General features: G+C 50.1%; 16 protein-coding genes and 1 riboswitch. Of the genes, 11 read left to right on the plus strand and 5 right to left on the minus strand.

Translation table 11 applies throughout. The annotated features are described in order from the left end of the window. The first annotated feature begins 20 nt into the window (after window positions 1-20). Complete coding sequence (cysI, locus tag JNUCC32_RS07260; protein ID WP_096774211.1) at window positions 21-1,745, plus strand: assimilatory sulfite reductase (NADPH) hemoprotein subunit; 1,725 nt, start codon at window positions 21-23, stop codon at window positions 1,743-1,745. A gap of 144 nt (window positions 1,746-1,889) precedes the next feature. Here the strand turns inward: cysI and JNUCC32_RS07265 are convergent, their stop codons facing one another. Further along, complete coding sequence (locus JNUCC32_RS07265; RefSeq protein ID WP_083775418.1) at window positions 1,890-3,098, minus strand: MFS transporter; 1,209 nt, start codon at window positions 3,096-3,098, stop codon at window positions 1,890-1,892. A gap of 338 nt (window positions 3,099-3,436) precedes the next feature. Between JNUCC32_RS07265 and JNUCC32_RS07270 the strand changes: the two genes are divergently transcribed. After that, on the plus strand, window positions 3,437-4,156 hold the full coding sequence (locus JNUCC32_RS07270; protein WP_009596040.1) for a YebC/PmpR family DNA-binding transcriptional regulator: 720 nt from the start codon (window positions 3,437-3,439) through the stop codon (window positions 4,154-4,156). Window positions 4,157-4,251: 95 nt separating this feature from the next. On the opposite strand, the gene JNUCC32_RS07275 is transcribed toward JNUCC32_RS07270, so the two are convergent. After that, entirely contained in the window at window positions 4,252-5,472 is a 1,221-nt protein-coding gene (locus JNUCC32_RS07275; RefSeq protein ID WP_192571502.1) for a peptidase, read from the minus strand. A 375-nt stretch (window positions 5,473-5,847) separates the two neighbouring features. Here JNUCC32_RS07275 and JNUCC32_RS07280 point away from each other — a divergent pair, with 375 nt between their 5' ends. The 5 genes from JNUCC32_RS07280 (at window position 5,848) to JNUCC32_RS07300 (ending at window position 11,499) form a co-directional block, all read left to right on the plus strand. Beyond that, window positions 5,848-6,762: a LysR family transcriptional regulator gene (locus tag JNUCC32_RS07280; protein ID WP_192571503.1), complete on the plus strand. Its 915-nt coding sequence runs from the start codon at window positions 5,848-5,850 to the stop codon at window positions 6,760-6,762. A 128-nt stretch (window positions 6,763-6,890) separates the two neighbouring features. Continuing rightward, entirely contained in the window at window positions 6,891-7,361 is a 471-nt protein-coding gene (locus tag JNUCC32_RS07285) for a DinB family protein (RefSeq protein ID WP_192571504.1), read from the plus strand. A 189-nt stretch (window positions 7,362-7,550) separates the two neighbouring features. Further along, the gene (locus JNUCC32_RS07290) at window positions 7,551-8,072 is read left to right on the plus strand and encodes a GNAT family N-acetyltransferase (protein WP_192571505.1); all 522 of its coding nucleotides are present in this window, start codon (window positions 7,551-7,553) and stop codon (window positions 8,070-8,072) included. Between the two features lie 101 nt (window positions 8,073-8,173). After that, window positions 8,174-10,720 (plus strand): diguanylate cyclase domain-containing protein, encoded by a 2,547-nt coding sequence (locus JNUCC32_RS07295; RefSeq protein WP_192571506.1) that lies wholly within the window; start codon window positions 8,174-8,176, stop codon window positions 10,718-10,720. Between the two features lie 146 nt (window positions 10,721-10,866). Further along, complete coding sequence (locus tag JNUCC32_RS07300; protein WP_192571507.1) at window positions 10,867-11,499, plus strand: YdcF family protein; 633 nt, start codon at window positions 10,867-10,869, stop codon at window positions 11,497-11,499. Between the two features lie 27 nt (window positions 11,500-11,526). Here JNUCC32_RS07300 and JNUCC32_RS07305 read toward each other — a convergent pair whose 3' ends face one another. The 3 genes from JNUCC32_RS07305 to dapA form a co-directional block, all read right to left on the minus strand. Next, window positions 11,527-11,982 carry a hypothetical protein gene (locus tag JNUCC32_RS07305; protein ID WP_096774202.1) on the minus strand — a complete coding sequence of 152 codons (456 nt, stop codon included), beginning with the start codon at window positions 11,980-11,982 and terminating at the stop codon, window positions 11,527-11,529. 24 nt (window positions 11,983-12,006) lie between these two features. Beyond that, window positions 12,007-13,449 carry a PAS domain-containing sensor histidine kinase gene (locus JNUCC32_RS07310; RefSeq protein ID WP_192571508.1) on the minus strand — a complete coding sequence of 481 codons (1,443 nt, stop codon included), beginning with the start codon at window positions 13,447-13,449 and terminating at the stop codon, window positions 12,007-12,009. A 266-nt stretch (window positions 13,450-13,715) separates the two neighbouring features. Continuing rightward, window positions 13,716-14,591 (minus strand): 4-hydroxy-tetrahydrodipicolinate synthase, encoded by an 876-nt coding sequence (gene dapA / locus JNUCC32_RS07315; protein ID WP_192571509.1) that lies wholly within the window; start codon window positions 14,589-14,591, stop codon window positions 13,716-13,718. 111 nt (window positions 14,592-14,702) lie between these two features. Between dapA and JNUCC32_RS07320 the strand changes: the two genes are divergently transcribed. The 4 genes from JNUCC32_RS07320 (at window position 14,703) to JNUCC32_RS07335 (ending at window position 20,470) form a co-directional block, all read left to right on the plus strand. Continuing rightward, a complete protein-coding gene (locus JNUCC32_RS07320) occupies window positions 14,703-15,578 on the plus strand; it encodes a LysR family transcriptional regulator (protein WP_096774199.1) in 876 nt (291 codons plus the stop codon). Window positions 15,579-15,638: 60 nt separating this feature from the next. Then, a riboswitch (ZMP/ZTP riboswitch) is annotated at window positions 15,639-15,720 on the plus strand. 82 nt (window positions 15,721-15,802) lie between these two features. Beyond that, the gene (gene purT / locus JNUCC32_RS07325; protein WP_096774198.1) at window positions 15,803-16,963 is read left to right on the plus strand and encodes a phosphoribosylglycinamide formyltransferase 2; all 1,161 of its coding nucleotides are present in this window, start codon (window positions 15,803-15,805) and stop codon (window positions 16,961-16,963) included. A 317-nt stretch (window positions 16,964-17,280) separates the two neighbouring features. Then, window positions 17,281-18,639 (plus strand): MATE family efflux transporter, encoded by a 1,359-nt coding sequence (locus JNUCC32_RS07330; protein ID WP_192571510.1) that lies wholly within the window; start codon window positions 17,281-17,283, stop codon window positions 18,637-18,639. Between the two features lie 196 nt (window positions 18,640-18,835). Next, complete coding sequence (locus tag JNUCC32_RS07335) at window positions 18,836-20,470, plus strand: response regulator (protein ID WP_192571511.1); 1,635 nt, start codon at window positions 18,836-18,838, stop codon at window positions 20,468-20,470. Window positions 20,471-20,474: the final 4 nt, after the last annotated feature.

The raw sequence follows: 20,474 nt of genomic DNA on the forward strand, positions 1-20,474 counted from the left end.
TTCGAGAGGAGAAAAGGAACATGTCTGATAATAACCTTGTATCACCGAATAGTGCGCCGCATAGCGATGTCGAGGACATCAAGCGTCGAAGCAATTATCTGCGGGGCAGTCTTGTAGAAACATTGGAGGATCGCATTACGGCATCGATTCCCGAAGACGATAACCGATTGATGAAATTCCACGGCAGCTATATGCAGGACGACCGGGACTTGCGAAACGAACGGCACAAGCAAAAGCTGGAGCCCGCTTATCAGTTCATGCTGCGCGTACGCGCAGCGGGCGGTGTCGTCACGCCGGAGCAATGGCTGATGATGGACCGCGTAGCCCAGAAGTATGCAAACGGCACGATTCGATTGACAACGCGTCAATCCTTCCAGCTCCACGGTGTATTGAAGTGGAATATGAAGAGCACCATTAAAGAAGTCAATGAAGCCATGCTTAGCACGTTGGCCGCTTGCGGTGACGTTAACCGTAATGTCATGTGCAATCCGAACCCCGATCAATCCGAAATTCATTCGGAGGTATACGAATGGGCACGCATGCTCAGCAGTCATCTCGATCCGCGTTCGCGTGCGTATCATGAGATTTGGCTTGACGGCGAGAAGATCGTGGACAGCACGCAGAATGGAGAGGAACAGGAGCCGATCTACGGCCCGGTGTACCTGCCGCGGAAATTCAAGATTGGGATGGCCGTGCCGCCTTCCAACGATGTCGATGTTTATTCCCAGGACCTCGGCTTCATAGCGATCGTGGAGGACGGCAAATTAAAAGGCTTTAACGTCTCGGTAGGCGGCGGCATGGGAATGACGCACGGTGATCCGCTAACCTATCCTCAAGTGGGGAAAGTCATCGGATTCTGCAAACCCGAGCAGATCGTGGACTTGGCCGAGAAAACGGTGACGATTCAGCGTGATTACGGAGACCGCGCAGTGCGCAAGCATGCTCGTTTCAAATATACGATTGATGACCGCGGAATCGATTGGTTCGTTAACGAGCTGACCAGCCGTCTGGGATGGAAGCTGGAGGAGGCAAAGCCGTTCCATTTCGATCATAACGGCGATCGTTACGGCTGGGTAAAAGGCAGCAACGGCAAATGGCATTTCACGCTGTTCATCCAGAACGGGCGCGTGAAAGACGATGCCGATTACCTGCTGATGACGGGTCTTCGCGAAATCGCCCAAATCCATAATGGCGATTTTCGATTGACGGCCAATCAGAATCTGATCATTGCCAATATCAGCAGCCACAAAAAGAAGAAGATTGAAGAACTCATCAAGCGTTACGGGCTGACGGACGGCCATCATTATTCTGCGCTGCGCAGAAATTCCATGGCATGCGTAGCCTTGCCGACTTGTGGATTGGCCATGGCCGAATCCGAGCGATATTTGCCGACGCTATTGGATAAAATCGATCCGATCCTGGAAGAGAACGGACTGAGCGAAGAGGACATCGTCATTCGAATGACAGGATGCCCGAACGGCTGTGCCAGACCGATGCTGGCCGAAATCGCGTTTATCGGTAAGGCACCGGGCAAATACAATATGTACCTGGGCGGCGGATTCTCCGGACACCGGCTAAACAAGCTTTATAAAGAGAACATCGGGGAGGCTGAGATTCTGGACTCCCTTCGCCAGATCATGAAGCAGTACGCAGAAGAACGCGAGATCGGCGAGCGCTTGGGCGATTATGTCATTCGCGCCGGTTACGTGAAGGAAGTATTGGACGGTCAACAATTTCACGCGTAATTCTACTAAGTTATTAACAAACCGGAGCCCTTCTTAAAGAAGAACTCCGGTTTGTTACGTTCATCGCACCTCATTGTCCGTCTCGCCCCATATTTCAAACCAAAGAGCCGCCTCTCGAAATGGGAGGCGGCTCTTTTTCGCTGCTCATTGCTCCAATACGCCGGCCGTGCTCGTTTTCTTTTTAAATAATGGGATCAGTAACGCCGATCCTGTGAGGAGCAAGAGTGCACTGACCGCATAGACGAAGAACAGGGACAGCTGGTCTTTGAGCAATCCTCCCAGCGACATGCCCAGCACCATCATGCCCATAAAGATCGGGGTAAGCGCGCCGCCCACCCGACCAATATATGGCCCCTCCGCATTGTTTAGGATCAGGGTGTTGATTCCAATGTGGATGGCGGGGTAGAAGAATCCGTTAAGCACCAGAAGCAGCAGCGTAAACATGATGTTTGTTGACCAGCCGATACCGAGGTTTCCGATAGCACTAACGGTCAGTCCGAGAGCCAGTAAGGTTTGAGGGGTTATTTTCTTGGCAAATGCCATGACGAATCCCCCTCCGACCAGCATCGCCGCCCCATTGACGGTTAACAGCCATTGCAAGAATGATTTATCCTGCCCGAGGTTCTCAATCGTCACAAAAATCGCGAGCGGCTGGATAAGTCCCGATGCCAAGCCAGCGGCGGCGAAGGTCGCACCTAGTGTTCGGAGCGTTTGATTACTCCATACATAACGAAGGCCTTCGATAAGTTCTTGCTGGAGGTTCTGGTGCTTGGATTGTGTCTCTTCCAGCATATCGCGAGGCAATAAAGTCAGAATCAAGCCAGAACCCAGAAATAAGGCGCCTGTGGCGATCAGCGATATTTCAATGCCGTACTTCTGGTATACAAATGCGCCTGCGATCGGGCCGATGACCGTAAAGAAGGCAACCATGGATTGAAACATGGCCATTACGGATTGCAGCTGTTCAGCGGGCACATGCTGTTTGAACAGCTTCATCGCCGAGGGCTGGGAAAATTGTGACACGGTGGCAGAGAAGAACGTGAGTACCAGCAATGCCTGCCACGACCCGTTATGAACGGCGATCAGCACGAGAAATGCCGATAACGCGGACAAAACATCCGAACGGACCATGGTACGTTTAGGACGCCAGCGGTCCGCGAAAGTACCGCCGATGAAGGCAAACAAGAAAATAGGGGCAAATTCGGCTACGGATATGAGAGATACATACACAGGATTATTGCCTGTCATGTCCGTAACGTATAACAGAATGGCGAAGTTGCGAACCCAAATGCCGAGGTTCAAGAGTACGCGTGAGAACACAACGGTTCGGACATACGGGTTGTTAAGCATCATGAATGATTCTCCTTTCGTGACCTGCATTGTGCAGGCCGGACATCGTAAAAAACAAGCGAATGCGCATTTCGTTGATTAATACATAGACATAATAATATTTTGTCTATAAATAATCAACATATATTTTGTGTTGTCTATAAATCGCTCGCCAAAAAGGCACTTCCCGCATCGGTTCATGCGCTTGAAGTGCCTTCGAACCTGATGATTATTACGGGTATGTGTCTATTTTCCGGATCTACGCTCTTAACCTTGTTCAAGGGACTTAATAGAGATATAATGGACAGGGGTATTTATTGAATACCGGCTTCAGATTCAATGATGAAAGAGAGTCGAAACGTATGGGCCGTAAATGGAATAATATTAAGGAAAAGAAAGCATCCAAGGATGCTAATACAAGTCGCGTATACGCGAAATTCGGTGTGGAAATTTATGTTGCCGCCAAAAAAGGCGAGCCGGATCCTGAATCCAACCGTGCGCTGAAGGTTGTACTAGAGCGTGCCAAAACATACAATGTGCCGAAAGCGATCATTGACCGCGCCCTGGATAAAGCCAAGGGCAGCGGGGACGAGAACTATGAAGAGCTTCGTTATGAAGGCTTCGGTCCGAACGGATCGATGATCATCGTCGATGCATTGACGAACAACGTCAATCGGACGGCGCCTGCCGTGCGCTCTGCCTTTAACAAGAACGGGGGCAATATGGGCGTCAGCGGTTCGGTGTCCTATATGTTTGATCCAACGGCCGTCATCGGAGTGGAAGGAAAGACGGCAGAGGAAGTCATGGATCTGCTGCTGGAAGCCGACCTGGATGTCCGCGACATCTTGGAAGAGGAAGAAGCCGTGATCGTTTACGCTGAACCGGATCAGTTCCATGCGGTTCAGGAAGCATTCAAAGCTGCTGGCATAACGGACTTTACCGTTGCCGAGCTGACGATGCTGGCACAGAATTTTGTGTCCCTGCCGGAAGAAGGACAGGCGCAGTTCGAGAAGCTGATCGACGCACTGGAAGACCTTGAGGATGTTCAGCAAGTCTATCACAACGTGGAGTTTGAGGAATAGTTGATACGGATCGATATCCTATTAAAAAACCATCGTATTCAGGAGTCCTGCGTACGATGGTTTTTTGCTGCATAGCTATTATTTTGGATTAACCCTTATTGGCCGGATTGAACAATGATGACTTCGGCCGAGGTGATGGCTGGAATGGACTTGGTCATGATAGGCGAGTGGTAGGCTACGACCTTCGCACCCGGCTTCAGTTCCGATTCCGTGCTGAGCCCCGCAATCACTTGCGTGTCTTCGGTAACGTTAAGAATGACGTCATTCTCCGTTGATTGGTCGGAGCCTACATTGATATACAGCTGGTCTTTGGTCGTGCGGTCGGATGCTGCAACGGTGCCTTCGATTTTGGGAGCGGTCGTTTCCGAAACCACGATCTTATCAGCGTGAGTCCGGGCAGGATAAATCAGGGTCATCACTTGGCTGTAATAGGCCTCGATGCGGAGATCTGCTTTCAAAGCTTCAGCCGTCAGCGGTTTACCCTTCGCATCGACGATCTCCGTATTCTCGTCTACGGTAAGGATGACGTAATTGACGCCGCCCGACTCCAGTGCCTGACCCATGACGGTGATTTTGTTATCTGCCTTGTCCGTAATGATTCCGTTCGTGCCGGCAGGTTCTTCTTGTACAGGCTCTTCTGCTTGGGCTTGAACCCGAATGTAGTTGGTTGACGATTGAGGCGGCATGCTTAACGCCACATAAGGTCCGTAGAAAGCGCGAATGCTCATGCCGGCTTCCAGGCCACCCGCATTGAGCTTGCTGCCGTCTGTATTGATGATTGTCGCTTTTGGATCCAGATGAAGCAGGATAGTCTCTTCACTGTCGTTGTACAGATTGGTACCCTCCACCAGAATGCCTTGCTTGGTTACCTCAGCGATGGTTCCATCAATACCCGCAAAGTCTTTATCCTGAACGATGATCGTAAGCGCTGAGCCTTGAGCAGGCAGACTCTTGGTGATGTTCGGGCCATAGAAGGCTTTAATTGCTTTGTTCTTGTCCACAATCGTTTGGAGTTGGACTTTGTTTCCTTTGGCATCGATGATTTTAGTGTCCTTGGAAATGGATAGCTTGATTTCTTGTTGATCGGTGGCACCGAGACCGCGGCCGGTGACCGTAATCCATTTGCCCGTTTTATCGTTTACGTATTCCGTTATATAACCCATGGTTCCAGGAACGCTTTTCTTTGCCTGATTCACGATGCTGCCTTGCCCCGTATGGACTGAAGCAGGAGGGGCGTCCTGTGCATTAGCGGCTGCCGGCAGTGCTGCCATCGCCAGAATTGTAGCGGTTGTTAATACTTTGTAGATTTTGTTCATGATAGGTATCCTCCAAGTGTAGATTATCCTAAAGGCTAGGATACAGCCAAGCCATGCGCGAATTGGTAAAATGTACTTGCTGCACCTCTATAGACGGGAGATCTGTAGAAATGTTGCAGCACGGGCGGAAAAACATGCTGAACGATTCCGTTATTTAACTAGAAGACGGGGGCAGCCATGGAACATATGAACTTGGAGCACGTGACAGATTTGTGCAAGCTGACGAACGAAAGTTTAGGCTTGCCTATGGTTATTGTAATCCGCACGATAGAATGAAATACTCGCTGACACCAGTCGGGATGTCGTTAACCGATCAAACCTTATCGGAAGCCTTCTTTATCACAGTGAATCGTTCAAGAATCGAGGGATGGATCCATGAATCTTCATGCACTCCGCATATTTAATGATGTGTCCAAAACGGGAAGCATTACGAAATCGGCCGGCAATCTAATGTTAAGCCAACCGGCCGTTACCGCCCAAATCCGCAATCTGGAGCGGGAACTCGGCTTGAAATTGATTGAGGCGAATGGGCGCAATATTCAATTGACAGAAGCCGGTGAAGCGTTGGCCGCGCATTCCCAGCGGTTATTTGCGATGGAAGCCGAGATGGAAGACATGATGCAAGCCATTAAATCTGGCCGGGAGGGAAGTTTGCGGATATGTGCGACGGAGCTGCCGGAGACCGCCTTGCTTCCCGGATGGCTGGTTGGATATAAACAACAGAATCCACGCATGGATGTGGAGCTGCTGAAAGGGAATTCCAACACAGCGCTGCAGCGATTACGGGATCATTCGGTACATATCTCGATCGTTTGCGGCAGTTGGTCCATAGAAGACGAGGTCATTGAGTCCTTTACGATTATGGAGGACGAATTGATTTTTGCCGTACCCGCAATTCATCGCCTAGCCGGCAGAGAAGTTACTCGATTCGAGCTTATGGAGGAGCCTTTTGTGCTGAGGGAGGAAGGGAGTTACACACGAAAACAGTTAATGTCTCTGATTGAGGCCTCAGGCATCCGGGGACCTCGTTCCTCCATCACGATAGAGGGGTTGAACGAAACCATTGAGGCGGTTAAAGCGGGTTACGGGGCTGCCCTGGTCCCGGCTCTATCCATCAAGACAGAGCTGGCTTCCGGCGAACTTAGCAAGGTAAAGGTAACAGGCGTAACGATCCCGCATCCCATACGGGTGTGTACCAAAAAGCTAGAAGCGATACCCGCACACATCCGTTCTTTTATTTCCTATATCCAGGCGGATATCCGCGAAAGACACTACGATATCCATGGATGATGAACGGCTCGCGCCTGATTCATCCATTTTTTTTATGAAACGAAGCGTAATCGGTATTATTCCTTTTTTATTATATAGGGTACACTCGGTTAAGCGGATGCTAGATCAGATGAGAAGGAGCGAGGTACATGCGACCATACCTTTTTGAACATTTGGAATTTGTACGTGCACAAACCTTGAATCTTGTAAGGGATATCCCGGATGATATGGCGGAATGGATTCCGAGCGGAATGAACAACCACGTGAAGTGGAATGCAGGACATATCTATTTGACGCTGGAACGGTTTACGTTCGGCGTGAATGGCGAGACCATGCACCTCCCCGAGCATTATACCGAGCTGTTCCAGACGGGCTCCAAACCAAGGGAGATCAACGCTTCATGGCCTTCCATGAGCGAACTTATCGAACGGCTTGAAGGTCAAGTCCAGTGGATCGAACAGAGGTACACAACACATCTGCAAGATACCGTCTTGTCTCCCTACACGACATCCAAAGGTTTAAAGTTATCCAAGATAGAAGAATTCTTAAGCTTCTGCTTATATCATGAAGGCATGCATTTTGATAAAATCAAATCGATATTAAGTCAAAATATCCAGTGATTTTACAATTTATGAAGGAGTTTCATACATAAAGTCGAATAAAGTAAAAACAGCCTGCAGCATGAAAGAAGGTGACCCGGCGTTATCAGGAAAGACAAAGAAATGGATAAACGGCGAATCGCATTTGTCCCTGTATTGAAGTGTGAGCAGAGAGGACACGGAAATACAACTTGAAGAGGAGTCGGGCAAATGCATATCGTTACCGAAAGATTAGTGATTCGCGAATTTGAACCAGGAGATTGGCAGGATGTTCTTCAATATACATCCGATCCCTTGGTGATGTTTTACATGCCGGAGCCGGTCCATACGGAAGAGACGGTGAAGGAATTTCTGGAGCAGAACAAGGGCGGGCAGGCGCATCATTATGCCGTCATCCTGCAAAAGGAACAACGCGTGATCGGACACATGGTGTTTCATCCCTGCTTTGGCGAACATACTTACGAGATCGGCTGGGTCTTTCATTCAGCCTACCACGGTATGGGGTATGCTACGGAAGCCGCCGGAGCCTTGCTTCAGTATGGCTTTGAAGCATTGGGAATACACCGGATCATCGCGACATGCCAGCCAGAGAACACGCCTTCGTATAAGGTGATGGAGAAGCTTGGCATGAGGAGAGAAGGCTGCTTTAGGCAGTGTATCCCTCGAGGCGAAGTTTGGTGGGATGAGTATTACTATGCTATCCTAGAGTCTGAATGGCGTACAATTTCATAGACCTGTTGTTATAATATGCTGTGCCCAATGTATCTCTTTATAACAATGAGATGCATTGGGCATTTGGTTTTAAATCTGTGAATAAGGGAAGTTGATAAGCAATGACTGAACAGGATGCACTTAATCGAAAGTTACTGACGGAGGGCGATTATGTAACGGATGAACCGATCGACCTGACCAATTGCGAAAAAGAACCTATTCACATTCCAGGATACATTCAGCCCCATGGCGTACTACTTGCCATTAATCCTATCGACGATTTCAGGATCGCGCAGTGCAGCCGAAATACGGAACAGCTGCTCGGGATCAGCGCCGAATCCCTTTTGGGACAGAGCCTTGAGGAGCTTATCGGAAAAACGCAATTTGAGCTTATGATTCGCCGAGACCTTCAAGCAATAGCGACACCGGACTTACAATATATCAATCTTACGATTTCGGTTGCCGATGAGCCGATTGAGTTTATCGGAATTCTTCACGAAAGCGAAGGGCTGATTCTGCTGGAACTGGAGCCGGTTTCGGAAGATACCGTGCCCTTTACGGATGATTTTGAATGGATCCAGACTTTTTTCAGTCGGATGAAACGAACCGAGAATCGGGTTGAAGCAAGTCAAGTGGCTTGCGAGCTCGTGAAGGACATTCTGGGTTATGACCGTGTGATGCTGTATGAATTCGATGATCACTGGAACGGAAAAGTGATTGCCGAAGCCAAAGAGCAAGGGCTGGAATCCTTCCTGGGCCATCATTATCCGGCATCGGATATTCCTCGGCAAGCCCGTGAACTGTATTTGAGAAATTGGCTGCGTACGATTGTTGACGTGGGTTATACGCCGGTCGAGATCATCCCCACCGTGCAGCCTTTGACCGGAAAGCCGCTGAACCTCAGTTTATCCGTTCTTCGCAGCGTGTCGCCGCTTCATATTGAGTACCTTCATAATATGGGGGTCGGCGCGACAACCACGATTTCCCTTATCCATGACAACCAGTTATGGGGATTAATCACCTGCCATCACTACAGCCGAAAATACGTATCTCACCGCACCCGCAACTTGTGCAATTTTCTGGGATCCTTTTTCTCCAACGAACTGTATCAACGCCAGCAGCTCGATGATTACCAAACCGAGCTCAGGCTTCGAATTTTATCCGCCCGTTTCACCGAAATTTTCATCGGCAACACCGATGTCTATCAGGTGCTTGAGCAGCTTGAGACCGAAGAGCAGGGCCTGCTGGATTTAATGAGCGCTACCGGTGCCGCCGTCTATTACCAGGACAATTTGATGTTGTATGGCACGACGCCCACTTCGAAGCAAGTCATGGAGCTGGCCGGCTGGTTATCCGCCCAAGCAGAGGATTATACGTACCACAGCTCGAAACTCAGCGCAGAGTATGAGCCTGCCAAAGCATTCAAGGGTGCGGCCTCCGGCGTATTGTATCTCGCCCTGTCGCCAGGTCAACAAAACTATGTCATGTGGTTCAGGCCGGAGGTTGTTGAAATCGTGGATTGGGCTGGCGATCCGGCCAAAGCCGTTATACAAGAAGAGGATAAAATGCGTTTATCCCCTCGAAAATCGTTCGAAAAATGGAGGCAGGTGGTGGAGGGCACTTCATACTCATGGAAGGCTCAGGAATTAAGCGTTCTCCCCCAATTGAAATCGATTGTCCGCAAGCAAACCGATTTTCAATTAAGACAAGCCAAAGAACAGGCCATTCAAAATGCACGCATATTCAGGGAGAACGAGGAGCGGTATTTGCAGCTTATGGGCCACTCCCCCGTAGCCTTCTTGTCACTGACAACGGCGGGAACCATCGTGTATTGCAATTCGCGGGCCGAGACGCTGTTTGGCGCAACGAGGCCGGAGGAACTGCTCCAGCTTGAAATATACACCTTGGCTAGCGATGGTTCCCGCATGGGTCTAAGAGAGCAAATCAAACGGATGGATCAGAATCAGGCCCAGCTCGTTTCCGGCAGCGGCTGGTTTGATACGCTGGATGGAAAGAGGATGGAGCTTGAATATATGCTGGCAGCCATTCATCAGGGACGCAAATCGTCCATTATGGTCATTTTGAGAGAAGGTACCCCGGATGGAGGCCCCGATCGCGTATACTCCGATGTATTGAACCAGCTTCAGAGCTACGTGACAACAGATCCATTGACCGAACTGCCCAATCCGGCTACTTTCGAAAAAGAATTGGCGACGGATTGGGAGGAAAGCGTTCAGAACCAGGTTTCTCTGGCCTTGCTGATGGTCGATATCGATGATTTCCGGGTGTATAACACGCTTCATGGTCTATATGGCGGCGATTTATGTTTGCAATGGATTGCCGACGCACTGAAAATCATAGGCGAATACTATGGAGCGGCCATTTCGCGTTACGGCGGCGGAACCTTTATATTGAAGATCAAAGATACCGATCCCGACCGAACCTATGAAGTGGCTGAGAAGATACGTCAAGGCGTCCTGGCGCTCAGCATCCCCAAGGACCGAACGGAGGAAGACGGATTTATGACGGTAAGCGTAGGAGCGGCTTGCCTAACGCCCACCTCCATGCTGAGTCTTTCCCATTTGACTGACGAAACGGAAAAAGCCATGCATATTGCCAAGAGCAAGGGGAAGAACAGAGTCACGCTATATGGATATGAAACGGATTGATGTCCGTTGGAACCAAGAGGAAGTTGGATAATCAAAAGCCTGCAGCTCGATTATGGAGCTGCAGGCTTCTTTGCTGTATTATATCCCTGTACATATGATGCTAAAATGAAGACTGGAGTTGAACGAGTGGAAGTTGGAGGTGTTGCATGACCCGATTGATGCAGCCGCGGAAAGCAGGAAGCAGAAGAAAGCGCGTCTTGTTGAGAGTTTTGCTGGGACTGATAGCCATCATGCTGGTTTATTCGATAAATGTGGGATACACGATTTGGAAATATGCAGGGCGAACGGTGAATATTCCCTCCGATGCAGCGATCGTTCTGGGTGCAGCAGTATGGGAGGGGAGACCTTCGCCTGTGTTTCAGGGGCGCATCGATCATGCGTTATGGCTGTATGATCAACAATACGTAGACAAGCTCATTTTTACAGGGGGACGCGGGTCCGAAGAGGAAGTAGCCGAATCGGAAGCGGCCAAACAATATGCCATCGAACACGGCGTTCCGGAGAGGGACATCCTGGTAGAGACGAGTTCGACGATCACCGAGCAAAACCTGTATTATGCGAACAAGATAGGCGATGCGGCAGGGCTGTCCTCATATATTATCGTGAGCGATCCGCTGCACATGAAGCGGGCGATGGCGATGGCTGAAGATATGGGTCTCGAAGCCAATCCTTATCCCGCGTCACGGAGCGCTTACCAAAGCGTAAGAAGCAAGCTCCCCTTTTTATGCAGAGAGGTCTTTTATTATATCGGTTATCATCTGGCGAAACCCCTTCGATAAAAGATCCGATAATGCGCAGTTTGCGTGTTAGTCCAGACTTCCGAGATCGTTGGCAAGCATCTGATGGCTTTCCTTATCCGTTACCCTGTCGAGATAACTTGCCGCTTTTTGCTTGGATGCCAATGCAAGCTCCTTGTTCCTCAGAACCAGATAGGCTCTGGCTTCCGCTTCGTATCCGTAACCGATGTAGAAGGGTTCGAGGTTAGCCGATGACCCGATCGTGATGCAGCGCTTGGCATAATGCAGTGCTTGATCGCCCTGACCCGTTACCGCGTATACTCGGGAGAGCTGCCAATACCCGATAGACAGGTTGCGCTCTGTATGATCCGCCACCCGGCTCCAATGCCAAAAGGAAGCATGACACATGTGAATCATGTTCTCTTCGTCTTCCGTCGTCCGCTGCTTCTTCTCCAAGATATCCCAGACCTGATTGAAGCAGTTTATTGCAAATTGTTTATGTAAGTTTGAATCTTGAATGTCCATGCCTATGTCCTCCGATTGTACGCATTATAATGCAGGTAAATGGATCGTAAAGGTTGTCCCATGATCAGGAGTGCTCTCCACGTTCATCGTACCGCCGTGATTATGAATAATATTCTTGGTAATCATGAGACCGAGTCCCGTGCCGGTGTCTTTCGTTGTAAAAAAGGGCTGTCCCAGTGATTGGATCTGATCCTGCGTCATCCCAACTCCTTCATCCTGCACGATAATCTGTACCTCGGGACCGCTGTGCACAATGTCCAAGGTGATGCTTCCCCCGTGATTCATCGCTTCCATCGCGTTTTTCAGCAGATTGATGAACACTTGCTTGAGCTGGTTGACTTCGCCCTGTACATAGATCGGAACCAGTGGATAATGGGGAATGATCTCTATATTCTTGAGAGCGGCTTGCACCTTCATCAGCGTAATGATCTGATCCAGTATGGCCGACACGTCGATGGGTCCGCTCACGTGGGCGCCCTGCGGTTTGGAGAGCACCAAGAGTTCGTTGACGATGAGCTCGATGCGTTTGAGCTCCGATTCGATGATTTCAAAATAAAGCTCGTTGCTGCGTTCCGCGGATCGCAATAACTTCACGAATCCATTAATCGATGTCAATGGATTTCGAATTTCATGAGCGATGCCGGCGGCCAATTGGCCGGCGGTCGTCAGCTTCTCGGATTGCATCACGCGGTCCTCTTCCATTCGCTGCTCCGTGATGTCCTTGAAGATGCCGACGGCCGCTTTCTCGCCTTCATATTGTATGATTAACGTAAATCCCGTGACCATCTTCTCCTGCCCGTCCAGACAGCGTATCAGATAATCGACGCTTCCGATTTCTCCGCTCTCGGCATACGTTGCCCTGCGTTTCATCAATGCTTGATGATACGATGCGTCGACGATCACGTCGGTTGAAATGCCCAGCACGTCATGTGAGTGCGTCGCATTGACGAGTCGGAGCGCGGCAGAATTAACATAGTGCACAATGCCTTTTTTAGTTATGAGTACGGAGAGAGGGAGCTCTTCCAGCAGCTGCAGAAACGAATTTTCCTTCTCGTTCAGCTTCTGTTCCTTCTGCTCCAGCTGTTTCATGAGCTGCCTCAGCAGCGATCGATCCTCGAATTGTACCAAGTATCCCTTGGGCCCCCGCTCCGGATCGTGATCAATGCTGCAGCGTGCACTAAGGTATAACTCGCGATCAGACGGATGACGGTAAGCATGTTCAACCGGGGGGACGGATGGCTGATGACCTTGGGCAGCCCTAGCGTTCTGAATCACTCGATCCAATAACTCGCGCAGGCTGTTTTCTTCTTGCGGCGCCCCGGCAGTTAACTCCTGCGGCGAGTAACCCAACAGATCACATAGTGCCGAATTGACCTTAAGAATCGTTCCATCTAGCGATACCAAAGCCATACCGATTACAGATTGTTCGAAGGCAAAATCATGATTAGGGGTGGAATAGGGCAGCACTGCAAGTCTCCTTTCAAATTTCTGGGAGGAATTGAATGTACCCATATTATAAGTGGGGCGATTTCATTCATCAATCCTTTAAAGCGATAGATTTAAGCAGGATTTCTTTTTTTGCGTAAAATGTCAGTATCATCCATCCCATCATCTGCTGATTGAAAGCATGTGCGCCCTATCGCATCCGAATCATCCATTCAAGAAAGGCAAGGCAGCGTATGCGCCCCGCCACTCTTGAGGAGAAATCTATTACGTCCACGATTTAAAGTTTCTCAGCTTTTGAGTGCTTGATCCAAGGATAGCTTGAGCTCATCCGTAATGGTGCCCATCGGCAGGCGCAGGGTGTCGGATGAGATAAGGCCTTGCTTGGCAAGCAGCCATTTTAGCGGAGCGGGATTGGATTCTGCGAACAACTGATGAATAACGGGAAGCAGCACTTCAAACTCCTTTTCGGAACGAGAATAATCCCCTTGGGCAGCTAATTGATACACACGAATAAAAGCCTCGGTATTCACATTGGCCGACGCCAAAATGCCCCCGGATGCACCATGACGCAGCATCTCATGAAAGCGGACATCGTCCCCGCATAGAACAGGCTTCGTATCGTATGGAGACAAGCTTCTCATAAGCTCCGTACTCGCAGTGCTGTCCTTCATTCCGATGACACCGGGGATCTCCATGATTCTTCGAATGGCATCGACCGGTAAGGAAATTCCAGTGCGCGAAGGAACTTCGTACAAAATAACCGGTATCCCCACCTCCGCGACTTTGCAGAAATGTTGTATAATGCCCTCAATCGAAGGGCGGCTGTAATACGGCGTGACCACCAATACCGCGTCTGCCCCGATATGTCCTGCCCATTCCGTCCGCTTCATGCTGGAGAACGTATCGTTGGTACCCGTACCAATAATGACCGGCAATTGCCGTCCGTCCAGACCTTTTCGCGTTTCCTCCACCACCTGAACGACCTCTTCCCAAGTTACCGTCGGCGCCTCTCCGGTCGTACCGTTGATGATCAATCCTTGAATGTCATGGGATAACAAATTCTCCAAATAACGATGATAAGACGGAACATCCAATGCGTATTCATGTGAAAAGGGAGTGACCACCGGAACATAAATACCTCTCAAATCTTGCGGACTCAACATGATCTTTCCTCCATTTCATGAATTGTGGCTTTACTTTACCATGGGAATCGGAATCGGTGTTATCTATAATAATAGATAGTTATTATCAATATTATTGATGAGGAGAAAGCGATGGAACTGATCTATCTGCAAACCTTCAGGGAGGTTGCTGTTCGAAAGAGCTTTACTAAAGCCGCTGACGAATTGGGTTATGCACAATCCAGCGTTACCACCCAGATCCAGAAGCTGGAGAAGGAATACGGCGTCAAGCTGTTTGAACGGTATGGCAGAGGGCTGCGCCTGACGAAGTCAGGGGAGGAGCTGTTCAAGTATGCTGTCCAAATGCTGGATCTGTTCCAGCAGTCTAAGGAAAAGCTGACGAAACAAGGCGGGGGCATCTTATCGATTGGAACGATCGATTCGCTTGCCGCATATTTTCTTCCATCCGTCCTTCATCGGCTAAGACAGGAGCATGAAGATCTTGCCATCCGCTTGCAAACGGATCGTGAAGATAGCATCGTCAGTAAGGTAAGAGAGGGCGAGTACGATCTCGGGCTTATTCTGGAGAACAAACCGGAAGACACTTCATTGAATTGGATCTCGATCCGGGAAGAGCCCCTCCATTTGATTGCCCATCCGGATCATCCGCTTCGCTGGTTGCCCGTCATCGAGCTGGAGCATCTGGCTGATTACGAATGGATTATGACCGAGGATACTTGCAATTACCGAATCATGTTGGAAAAAGTGCTGCGCGCCAGCGGAGCTCCCGTCCGTATTGGTTTGGAATTGGGCAACCCCGAGGCAATAAAAAGATATATCATGTCCGGCACCGGCATCTCCCTATTGCCGAGAATGGTAGCAGAGGAGGAAATCAAGAGGGGAGAGCTGGCGGTTCTTCCCTTTCAACACCCTGACATTCGACTGGACATCCAGATTGTCGTTCATCCTAAGAAGTGGCTGTCACACTCGCTTCAGGATATGATCGAAATGTTGAAGTCTAAATCCTAAGGACGCAGGCTGATATTGCATTTAACGAAAAGATTCAGTATCATTTATGTAACAATGTATAGGTTTATGTGTGACTGGCGTAGCATGGGGGAACCATGAGGGAGCACATGAATGACAACGGCCGTACGCCTGGGCAGAGGTAAGGGAGTTTATTTCCCTTACCTCTTTATTATTTTCTTGGGCTTCTATCGTCTCTGAAACTATGAAAAGGGGATAAAACAACGATGTTCAAAACGAAAAAAATATTGCTGCTGGGATCCGGAGAACTAGGGAAAGAAGTCGTAATTGAAGCACAACGATTGGGTGTCCAAACCGTTGCCGTCGATCGTTATGCCGATGCTCCTGCCATGCACGTTGCCGATCACAGCCATGTGATCGATATGCTGGACGGAGAGAAGCTGCGCGCTATTATTGAGTTGGAAAAGCCGGACCTGATCGTTCCGGAGATTGAAGCGCTGGCTACTGCGGAGCTGGTGAAGCTGGAGGATGAGGGGTTTCGGGTGATTCCTACCGCCAGAGCCGCAAAGCTTACGATGGACCGTGAGGGGATCCGCCGGTTGGCATCAGAGGAGTTGGGACTGCCGACTGCGGACTATCGATTTGCCGATACCTATGAGGAATTCAAGCAGTCTGTCCTGGACATGGGTTTTCCGTGCGTGATCAAACCGTTGATGAGCTCCTCCGGCAAAGGTCAAAGCGTGTGCCGTTCGGAAGGGGATATCGAGTCCTGCTGGAACATCGCCATGGAAGGCGGCCGCGTTCAGAACGGAAGGGTGATCATTGAGGAATTCATTTCATTCCAGTCGGAAATCACGCTTCTGACCGTCCGCTCCGTCAATGGAACAAGCTTCTGTGCGCCGATCGGGCATATTCAGGAAAGCGGAGATTATATCGAATCGTGGCAGCCGCACGATATGTCTGAAGCGCAAATCGAGGAAGCTAAATATATTGCGCGGAAGATTACCGACGAGCTTGGCGGATACGGCTTGTTCGGCGTTGAATTATTTTTGGCCGAGGATAAGGTGTACTTCAGCGAGGTATCCCCGCGTCCGCATGATACTGGGCTGGTTACGCTGGTCACGCAAAATCTATCCGAATTTGCGCTTCATGTCCGTGCCATTCTCGGGTTTCCGATACCAGAGATCGAATTGATCACGCCGGGAGCCAGCCGCCCCCTGAAAGCCGGCCGAGAGCTGGAAGACTATACGATTACAGGCGCCGATCAAGCGCTGGCCGTTCCGAATACGCAGCTTCGCATGTTCGGCAAACCGGTAACCAAGGTCGGAAGACGAGTAGCAGTCGCGCTGTCAACCGCCGGCGATGTCGAAGAAGCGCGGTCACGTGCGAAGCTGGCCTTGGATAAGCTTGCCGTCGAAGAGGCATAAACATCGGAATTCCATAGGGATATCACATGTCATCATGTTGAAAAGGCCAACCGAAATGACCGGTTGGCCTTTTCAGTTATAGAGAAATCAGGGATCCAAATCGGGTACAGACTCTTCGAATGACGAGTACTTGCTTTTAGTTTTGATTTCGGGAATAAATAGGAGAAATTTATGTTCTTTCATGATAAGATACACAAGAATACAAACGACCCTCACCCATTATAATGTTTCCATTCGATGCGATAAGCGCTGCTTGAAGCATAATATTTCAAATAAATCTCTAGAGGAACGTTTATTGACGGCATAGGAGAATCTACATGAGAGACATGACGCAAGGAAGTCCGATCAAGCTGATTATCATGTTTACCATCCCGCTTTTGATCGGTAATATTTTTCAACAATTTTACAACATGGCGGACACCCTTATCGTGGGACGTACCATTGGCGTGAACGCACTTGCAGCCGTTGGCTCGACAGGCAGCATTTTGTTTTTTGTCATCGGCTTTGCCCAAGGCTTGACGGCTGGCTTGTCTATCATAACGGCACAGCGTTTTGGAGCTAAGGATATCGCAGGCGTCCGCAAAAGCGTGGGAACGAGTATATGGATCAGTCTGGTGTTCACGGTATTCCTCACCATCGTGAGCGTTATATTTACGAGACCCGTCCTCGTCATGATGAACACCCCTGCCGAAATTTTGGATGATGCGTATTCGTATCTGATCGTCATTAACTGGGGCGTCGGCGCGGCCGTTCTGTTTAATTTGCTGGCTAACCTGCTCCGCGCTCTCGGCGACAGCCGGACGCCGCTTCTCTTCCTGGTCGTTGCAAGCATTCTGAACATCGTGCTCGACCTCTTATTCATTCTCGTATTTAAGATGGGAGTCGCCGGAGCCGGACTTGCCACGGTTGTATCGCAGCTGTTCTCCTGCCTGCTCTGTCTGATCTACATTCATAAGAAGGTCCCGCTCCTTCAATTCAAGAATGCCGACTGGTCCATCGATTGGAAATTTATTCGCCAGCATATGTGGGTAGGTTTTCCGATGGGCTTCCAAGCCTCCATTATCGCCATCGGAGCCATTATTCTGCAGATCACGCTAAACGGTCTCGGGGCATCAGCCGTTGCGGCTTATACCGCTGCTCAGAAGATTGATATGCTCGCCACGCAGCCGATGAGTTCCTTCGGGATTACGATGGCGACTTTTGCCGCTCAGAACTTTGGAGCGAATCGCATAGACCGGATCAAACTGGGGGTTAAGCAGTGTATTTGGCTCTCGGGATCATTCAGCATCGTCGTGGGCCTGCTGGTTATATTCGCGGGTCCTGCCGCCGTCAGCCTTTTTGTGGGTCAAGGCCAAGAGGAATTGCTGTCGCTCAGCAGGCTGTATTTCATATCGAACGGCAGCACCTATCTGCTTCTGTCGCTGCTGTTTATCTACCGCTTCACGCTTCAGGGGCTTGGTCAGAGCTTAATTCCCACTGTGGCGGGCATCATGGAGCTGATCATGCGGGTACTGGCTGCTATCTTCCTGACAGCGCAGATCGGCTTCCTCGGTGCAAGCCTGGCAAATCCGCTGGCTTGGCTGGGCGCCGTCATCCCGCTCGGCATCGCTTACTATCTGAGCATCAAGAGGTTGAGCACGCCGGTAAAACCCGTCTCCGTACCCGTTCAGGCGTAAGGAATGCTGTACCATCGAATTCGGAACGAATCATGACTCCAGGAACAGGGATGCACTGTTTCGCTGGAGTCGTGGATTCGTTCTTTTTTTTGTTGCAAAAAACATAATGTGGAAGATTCCCAATTTGGGTGCGGCGAGGTAAGATCACTATAGATTCAGTTTGCAACCGAACAGGACAGAAACGGGAGGGGTCGCATTGTATAAAGTGCTGTTAGTGGATGATGAAGCCGATGTGAGAGAAGGCCTCGTTCAGGAAATCCAATGGGAAGCCTGCGGATTCGAGATCAAGGGGACGGCGGAGAACGGAAGAGAGGCCGTGGAGGCTGCGGAGCGGTTGGAGCCGGATGTCGTTATTACCGATATCAGTATGCCCTTTCAGGATGGACTGCAGCTGGCCTCATGGCTAAGGGAGCATCAGCCGCTGTGCAAAATCGTGATTTTGACCGGCTATGACGAATTTGATTACGCCCGCCAAGCGATTACGCTCAGCGTGGATGAGTATTTGCTCAAGCCGTTCTCTGCCGAAAGCTTCATGGAGTTATTAGGCAAGATCAAGGACAAAATCGATATGGAGGTGGCGGAGCGTGAGGACGTTCGCCAATTGAAGGAGCATTACCGGACAAGCCTGCCTTTGCTTCGGGAATCGTTCCTGGCTTCGCTGTTAACCCGAAAATTGCCCCGCTCCATCATTGAGGAGAAAACTCGGAATTACGGCCTTCCGCTGAACGGCGCCTGTTATCTCGCCGCGGTGATGGCTTTATATCCGGCGGCTGAGCATAAGGAGAGTGCTCCATCAAGCTCCCTGCGGCATTCCGGCGATATGGACTTGATGCTGCACGCCATGCTGAACATTGCGAAAGAGCTGATGGATCCCCTTTCTTTTGGAAGCGCATTCATATATCAGGATAGCATCGTGTTCTTGATTACGAATGACGGCTGCGAGGACGAGTCGTGGTTTGGCGACCTGCAGGTCGCACTGGATCGTTTGCTCAAAAGCATTCTTCACTATCTGAAGCTGCCGGTTACGATCGGCGTGGGTTCCAGGGTCCGGACACTGTCCGATCTTAAGCACTCCTACCAGGATGCGCTGCTGGCGCTGGACTACCGGCTGATTCTCGGCGCCGAGAAAGTCATCTTCATCGATGACGTGGAGAGTCCGAGGCAGGAAGGGGTCCGCCTGGACGAATTGCAGGAGCAAGCGCTGATCCGCAATCTTAAGCTCGGAACCGCGGAGGAATTAAGTGAAGCGATTACGCACATATTCGATGAGCTGATCGGAGCATCCTGCACGATTCAAGAGGTTCAGATCTATCTCCTGGAAGTCGTAACGGCCATACTTCGAACGGCTAAAGAATCCGGGATCGAGCTTGAGGAGATGTTTGGAGCGGGGTATCAGCTGCATGCCGAGATCTTCAAGTTTTCCGGACTACAGGAGGCTAAAGCTTGGCTTCAGGATGTCAGTTTGGCCATCCGCAAGCAAATCTCCAGCTCTAGGCAGCATGCCTATAAAGACATCGTGGAGAAAGCGCTCCAATACACGCGGGAGCATTACGGCGACCCGGATATATCGCTGCAGAAGCTGTGCATGAACCTGCATATCAGCACAGGCTATTTTAGCGGCGTATTCAAAAAAGAGCTCAAAATGACCTATGTGCAGTACTTAATGCAGCTGCGGATGGAAACGGCCAAGGAGCTTTTACGTTCCACCGACCTGAAGGCTTTCGAAATCGCTGAGCGCGTCGGGTTTGCCGATCCGAATTATTTCAGCTTCAGCTTCAAGAAGCAGGTCGGCGTTTCGCCTAAGGAATATCGGGCACAAGCGAGGGGGTAGGGCA

This window comes from Paenibacillus sp. JNUCC32 (assembly GCF_014863545.1).
GTDB lineage: Bacteria > Bacillota > Bacilli > Paenibacillales > Paenibacillaceae > Paenibacillus_AQ > Paenibacillus_AQ lautus_A.